This is a genomic window from Sphaerochaeta sp. S2 (genome assembly GCF_016406725.1).
In the GTDB taxonomy this organism is placed as follows: Bacteria; Spirochaetota; Spirochaetia; order Sphaerochaetales; family Sphaerochaetaceae; genus Sphaerochaeta.
Genome location: NZ_JAEKNT010000456.1, coordinates 1 through 4688 on the forward strand (window position 1 = coordinate 1; position 4688 = coordinate 4688).

Sequence of the window (4688 nt, forward strand, 5' to 3'; positions counted from 1 at the left end):
CCCATGAAGGAGCCCAGGATATTGGTAAGACCATAGCCGGTAATTCCTGCTCTCAGCTCCTTTGTCGTGGGTTCCCTGTCCATCGCACCAACCGTGGTTGCTGTGAAATCCCCGATGGCTTGGATGGCATTGATGGCAAACAGTATACCCATGGAAAAACTGGCAGCAATATCGAACTTGATACCAAAATGCATAAGCTGAGGTGCCTGGAAATACCTTGCTTCATTGATTGCGGAGAAGTCAACAATGCCAAAAACAAGAGAGAGTCCATAACCCACAATGATGCCTATAAGGATGGATGCAAGCTTGAAGATTCCTCTTCCCAGATGATTGAGCATGGTTACCACTGCAAGCGTGAGAAATGCGAGAGTCCAGTTCAGCGGTGAGCCATACGAAGGGTTCCCTATTCCTCCAGCCATATAGTTGATGGCGGTAGGGTAGAGGGAAAGTCCAATGGTAAATACCACCGTTCCCGTAATCAGGGGAGGAAAAAATTTTCTGAGCTGTTTTACGAATATGCCCACCAGGATGGCTACAATCCCTCCTACCAACTGGGATCCAAATATGGTGGCTAGGTCATATCCCAATGCGATGGCTTGCATACTTGGCAGATACGCAAAGCTCACTCCCAGGATGACAGGGAGACCAGAGCCGAGTACTCCTGCAATGGGAAATAGCTGGAGGAATGTAGCCAAGCTTGCTATAACCAATGCTCCCTGAACAAGAATGATGGAATCTTGCGGAGCAAGGTTTGCAACACGGCTTAGGATCAAGGCTGGGGTTACACAGCCAACTATCATGGCAACCACATGTTGGATGGCAAGTGGAAGAGCCTGTTTCAGGGGAGCCCTACCATTAAGGTCAAAGAGTGTAGAGGTCTGCATGGCATGATGATATCACATCTGGTTTTCCCAACGTACCTTTTTCCTGCTCAAAATGGTGAAGGATGTGGTAGGATACATCTATGAAAATAATACAGATTGCTGTAGGACCAAACCAGGTCCCACTGACAGGATACCTCCAGGATATCACCGGTGATGGGGGGATCAGGAATATTCGCCCTACAATTGTCATTTGTCCAGGGGGCGGTTATCGGTTTCGCTCTGAACGTGAACGTGACCCGGTTGCGTTGCACTTTCTATCCATGAGCTACAATGTCTTCATACTGGACTATTCAGTGCAGGAAGCGGCAAAGGATCTGAATCCCTTGCTGGAAGCCAGTGATGCCCTGATCAAGATTCGTGAACATGCATTTGAATGGATGTGTGACCCAACAAGGATAGCCATCATGGGTTTCAGTGCTGGTGGTCATTTGGCAGCATCATTGGCTCTCTTGCACAAGCACCCTATGCTCGCTGCAAAACAGAAGATTGTGGATGAAAACAACAAACCTGATGCTGCAATACTCTGCTATCCGGTAATCACCGGAGGTAAATATGCCCATGAGGAGAGCCTGGACTGGGTGAGCGGGAAAGAGGCGTCAATGCGTTCCCTCCTGAGCTTGGAAAACCAAGTAACCAAGGATGCCTCTCCCCTGTTCATATGGCACACTGTCACAGATGAGAGTGTGCCCGTGGAGAACAGCCTACAGTTGGCTGTAAACCTGCAGAAAGCAAAGGTCCCCTACGAACTCCATCTGTTCGAGAGCGGGGACCATGGTCTTTCTATGTGCACTGAAGAGGTAGGTACCCCTCATGAAGCGTGTCGCCAATGGGTAGCGCTTGCTTCCAATTGGCTGAACAACCGCTTCACACATACCTTATAGGGTGTCGAGGATTCCCTCAGCACTCCGGATTCCGCTGGCCCAGGCTCCGGTAATTCCGCGGCTTGTGCCAGCACCATCTCCAGCAAACCAGATATCCTCTTTTACGCGGAATCGTTCATCCAGGTAGGCTGGTTTGTTTGCATAGAGTTTAATCTCAGGATAGTACATGATCGTGGAGGGGTGAAGCACACCCGGGACAATGGTATCCAGGTTTTTCATTGCCTTCCAGATAGCGCGAAGGATTTTTGCAGGAATTGCAAGGGAGATGTCCCCAGGACAACAGGTTTTCAGTGTAGGCTCAAAGTCATAGAGGTCCCCGCTGAAGCTTGCTTCCTTGCTCCTTGAACCGAGGCGGAAATCACCAACTCGTTGCATCAGGGGTTGTCCGCCACCCATAAGGGCAGCCTGCAGTCCAAGATTCTCTGCGAAGGCCTGCCCACTGGCAAGAGGGGCAGTAAACCGTACTGTTTTCAGAATCGCAAAGTTTACCAATCCATTGTCATGCTTGCTGTCTGGAGCAAAGGCATGTCCATTTACTGAATACCACTGGTCACCTCTGTTTGTCGCATACCGCTCACGAACCACATGGGCGTTTCCACTGTTGGTGCAGAATGTACGCACTTTCTCAGGGAAATAGAACTTCGGGTCATAGTAATCCCTCACGATGGGATAGTGCTCAATCCTAGTCTCGACCCGTACCCCAATGTCGACGATATTGTCGATATAAGGAACACTGAGCGTACGCATAAGGTCCTGAAGGAAATGGAATCCTTTTCTACCCGGTGCAATCAGCAAACGCTTATAACCAATCTCGCGTTTCTCGGTAACGATGAACTGCTTCTCTGCATCCACGGTTTCCATTGCTTCTCCAAGAGAAAGGTCAATGCCCAAAGCTTCAAGACGAGCAAGCAATTCCTTGATAAGCTTGAGTCCGCCATCAGTTCCAAGATGTGTCTGTTTAATTTCCAGCAGTGAACAGCCTAGTCTCTCTGCTCGCTTCTGGTAGATGTCGATGTTCTGTTTCTCAAGAAATGACGGTTTGAGAAAGTCTATAACCTGTTTCAGATAGTGTTCGGCAGCTTCCTCTGTCCAGTATTCAACAGGAAAACCGATTGGGTAGGTGAAATTCATCTTGCAGTCATTGCGCATACCGCCAGTAGACACCTTTTCCCGATCAAGTATTAATATCTTTAGATCAGGTCGCCTCTCACGCAGCGTAAAGGCTGCACCCATACCTGCCGGTCCGCTTCCTACGATGACAACATCATATCGATCCATGGAGTACCCTCCCAGTTGTGATAGAAAAGGTTCCCCTTTCCAACCAATTATCCCCATTCTCTCAGCTTTGCTCAAGCCCTTCTAAGTATAGGAAGCCTTGCACAGAGCATAGATTCGTGGTAATAAACCTATGTAGGAAGGATTGAATAGAAGGGAGAAACTATGTATATCAGTGCCAAGGAAGCCGCGAAGAAGTGGGGAATCAGTGAGAGAAGGGTGAGAATTCTCTGTGCAGAGGGAAGGGTGGATGGAGTGCTCCGATCCTCATGGGCCTGGAATATTCCCAGCGATGCCCCCAAGCCTGGGGATGGAAGACAGCTAAGGCATATGAAGAACCTCGATCTACGTATTGGTATGATGGACTTTTCCAAACTTGAACAGGCACGTTCGGCGCTGCAATCACAAGATGATAGAGACCAATTCTTGCGCTCTTATAAACATCTGGTGACGCGCTTCGTGCTCGCCTCCTTTGCTGCAGAAGATTTAGCGATGGATCCCCAAGATTTAGCCGTACTCTTCAGCCAGTGCTTTGTTCCCTCACTGCAATTCGATACCCAGGTGCTTGCATTGAACATGAGAACCATCATGATGAGGATGCTCCATCAGTATGGGCTTGGTCCAGTTAAGGGGAAGAGTCGACCACAGATGAGTGAGCAGCGGTTATTACAGCTCTACCAGATGTTGATACAAGGATTGGACAGCGAAGGGGAGGTTTCTTATCGCACCGATAGTGTCATCGACCAGAACAGGAGTGTAACGGTCCTCCAGCAAATGGAAACACTGTTTGTGCAGTGGGACCGGGATTGGACTGAGCTCCATCCTGTGGTTAGGGCAATCTTCCTTTATGGAGAATTGATCAGGATAAAGCCCTTTGGTATGTATGATGGGTTGCTTGCTTCCCTTGCTTTTGCACAGGAGTTGCTTAATGGTGGATTCCCCCCGGCTTTGGTGGAAGAGGAGCATGAAGATGAGTTCAAGGCTGCCATGATCCTTACCAGGAGCAGGGGCAACTACCAGAATGTGCTCAGGATGATAGAACAGGTAGTATTGCGCGAGTGCAAGAGTTTGCAGGGTGAAGCATGAACCGCTATCACCTGAGGAATGCTGAAATCATTGATGGATCCGATTCCGCCCCTTTTTGGGGCGATATTCTTGTTGAATCAGATACGATACAGGCGATTCTTCCCCCACTATCCCAGCTAAGGGAGGGATACACGGCAATTGACTGTACTGACAAGATCCTCTGTCCCGGATTCATCGATATGCATGGACATAGTGACCTTGAAGTACTGAGGAATCCTTCAATGCAACCCAAGATTGGACAGGGGATTACCACTGAGGTTGCCGGAAACTGCGGTATCGGGGTATTCCCCTGCCAGAGGGGAAGTGTTTTTTTAAGAGAACTCTGTGGGGATGTCCTGGGAGCATATCCAGAGGCCGGTTGGAAATCTTTCTCAGCCTATACGCAGCAATGGAGAAGTGGAACCAATATGGCATTCCTGCAAGCCCACAGTACCCTAAGAAGAGCAAGCATGGAAGGAAATGTTAACAGGAATGCAACAGATTCTGAGATTTCCAAGATGACCTCCTCTCTCAGGGAGAGCCTGGAAGCAGGCTGTCTGGGTATGTCCACAGGATTGTACTA

General features: G+C 49.0%; 5 protein-coding genes. 3 read left to right on the plus strand and 2 right to left on the minus strand.

The genetic code is table 11. From position 1 onward, the window contains the following. A partial coding sequence (locus JF818_RS13095) for a uracil-xanthine permease family protein (RefSeq protein WP_304945016.1) occupies window positions 1-884 on the minus strand: 884 nt, incomplete at its 3' end. Window positions 885-964: 80 nt separating this feature from the next. Here JF818_RS13095 and JF818_RS13100 point away from each other — a divergent pair. Continuing rightward, on the plus strand, window positions 965-1765 hold the full coding sequence (locus tag JF818_RS13100) for an alpha/beta hydrolase (protein WP_198892435.1): 801 nt from the start codon (window positions 965-967) through the stop codon (window positions 1763-1765). Here the strand turns inward: JF818_RS13100 and JF818_RS13105 are convergent. Continuing rightward, window positions 1760-3043 carry an FAD-dependent oxidoreductase gene (locus JF818_RS13105; RefSeq protein ID WP_198892436.1) on the minus strand — a complete coding sequence of 428 codons (1284 nt, stop codon included), beginning with the start codon at window positions 3041-3043 and terminating at the stop codon, window positions 1760-1762. The genes JF818_RS13100 and JF818_RS13105 overlap by 6 nt on opposite strands. A 162-nt stretch (window positions 3044-3205) precedes the next feature. On the opposite strand from JF818_RS13105, the gene JF818_RS16490 reads away from it, so the two are divergent. Together JF818_RS16490 and JF818_RS13115 are read left to right on the plus strand one after the other, a co-directional pair. Next, entirely contained in the window at window positions 3206-4126 is a 921-nt protein-coding gene (locus tag JF818_RS16490) for a hypothetical protein (RefSeq protein WP_233067816.1), read from the plus strand. Then, on the plus strand, window positions 4123-4688 hold a 566-nt coding region (locus JF818_RS13115; protein WP_198892437.1), incomplete at its 3' end, for an amidohydrolase family protein. The genes JF818_RS16490 and JF818_RS13115, both read left to right, overlap by 4 nt.

What these genes read in the sequence shown, in the direction of transcription:
- JF818_RS13100 (WP_198892435.1), top strand. Translation starts at nt 965, where the DNA reads ATGAAAATAATACAGATTGCTGTAGGACCAAACCAGGTCCCACTGACA.
- JF818_RS13105 (WP_198892436.1), bottom strand. Translation starts at nt 3,043, where the DNA reads ATGGATCGATATGATGTTGTCATCGTAGGAAGCGGACCGGCAGGTATG.
- JF818_RS16490 (WP_233067816.1), top strand. Translation starts at nt 3,206, where the DNA reads ATGTATATCAGTGCCAAGGAAGCCGCGAAGAAGTGGGGAATCAGTGAG.